Origin of the sequence: Vibrio sp. 10N.261.51.A4, assembly GCF_041471945.1 — a bacterium.
Classification (GTDB): Bacteria; Pseudomonadota; Gammaproteobacteria; order Enterobacterales; family Vibrionaceae; genus Vibrio; species Vibrio crassostreae_C.
On the sequence record NZ_JBFRPJ010000017.1, the window covers coordinates 1 to 812 of the forward strand.

Here is an 812-nt window from a genome sequence, read left to right on the forward strand (position 1 = left end):
AAACTTATGGTGCGGATCATAGCTTACGTTGATGTGAATAATCAAGTGTTGCCAAGAATCATGGTTTACATACCAGATCTTAGGTTCAGGTATTAAATATTACGAAGTTAGATAAAATTTAATTCTCTTAATGTAAAACCATTAAACTACTATGAAGACTTGCAAGATATGTATTAGCGTTTTACTCTTCGGTCTCTCCCTAAGGTTTAACTGCCATCAAATCGCTAACCAGTGCATAATATGCATAAGTCTGGTGAATTGATGTGGCCGTATCCATGCTATATCATGATCGTTATGAATGGACTTTTCTGAACAAATTAATGTTTACAAATCTAACATCACGGATGCAAGAGTGGCTGGTAGGCATTAGACTTCTTTTTTCCTGCGAATAAGCTAAACTCTCATATGTAACCAATTACATTTGAGGTGTTTATGAAGTCGTTTGTCAATATTAAGGTCGTTTTATGTTCGTTTTTATTTTTTGCAACCTCAGCGATTGCTTCTATTAGTGCTGATGATGTCACGTTTTCAGGCCGAGTCGATGGAGATATACGAGCAATTTATTCTGACAAAAGTCTAACGAATGTGGATGGCATGCAAAACACGAAAGCTGTAAGAGGCATGACTCAGAGCAGTTATGTAACATTACTAAACAATGAAGTAGATGATGTAATTGTTCGTGAGGTTGACATGTAGTCAAGCGAACATAGCATATTAGATTCTAACTTTTTACCATATGCTTTAATACTCAATCGCTTAATTACATAGTATATAGATTGTACTGATAATTTAAGTGGCTTTGTTTCCTAATT

1 protein-coding gene is annotated in these 812 nt (G+C 34.9%); it reads left to right on the forward strand.

Features of this window, described 5'->3' with window-relative positions; all coding sequences use genetic code 11:
- Positions 1 to 432: 432 nt before the first annotated feature.
- Positions 433 to 696 carry a hypothetical protein gene (locus AB4384_RS05055; RefSeq protein WP_017062773.1) on the forward strand — a complete coding sequence of 88 codons (264 nt, stop codon included), beginning with the start codon at positions 433 to 435 and terminating at the stop codon, positions 694 to 696.
- The last annotated feature ends 116 nt before the right edge of the window (positions 697 to 812 follow it).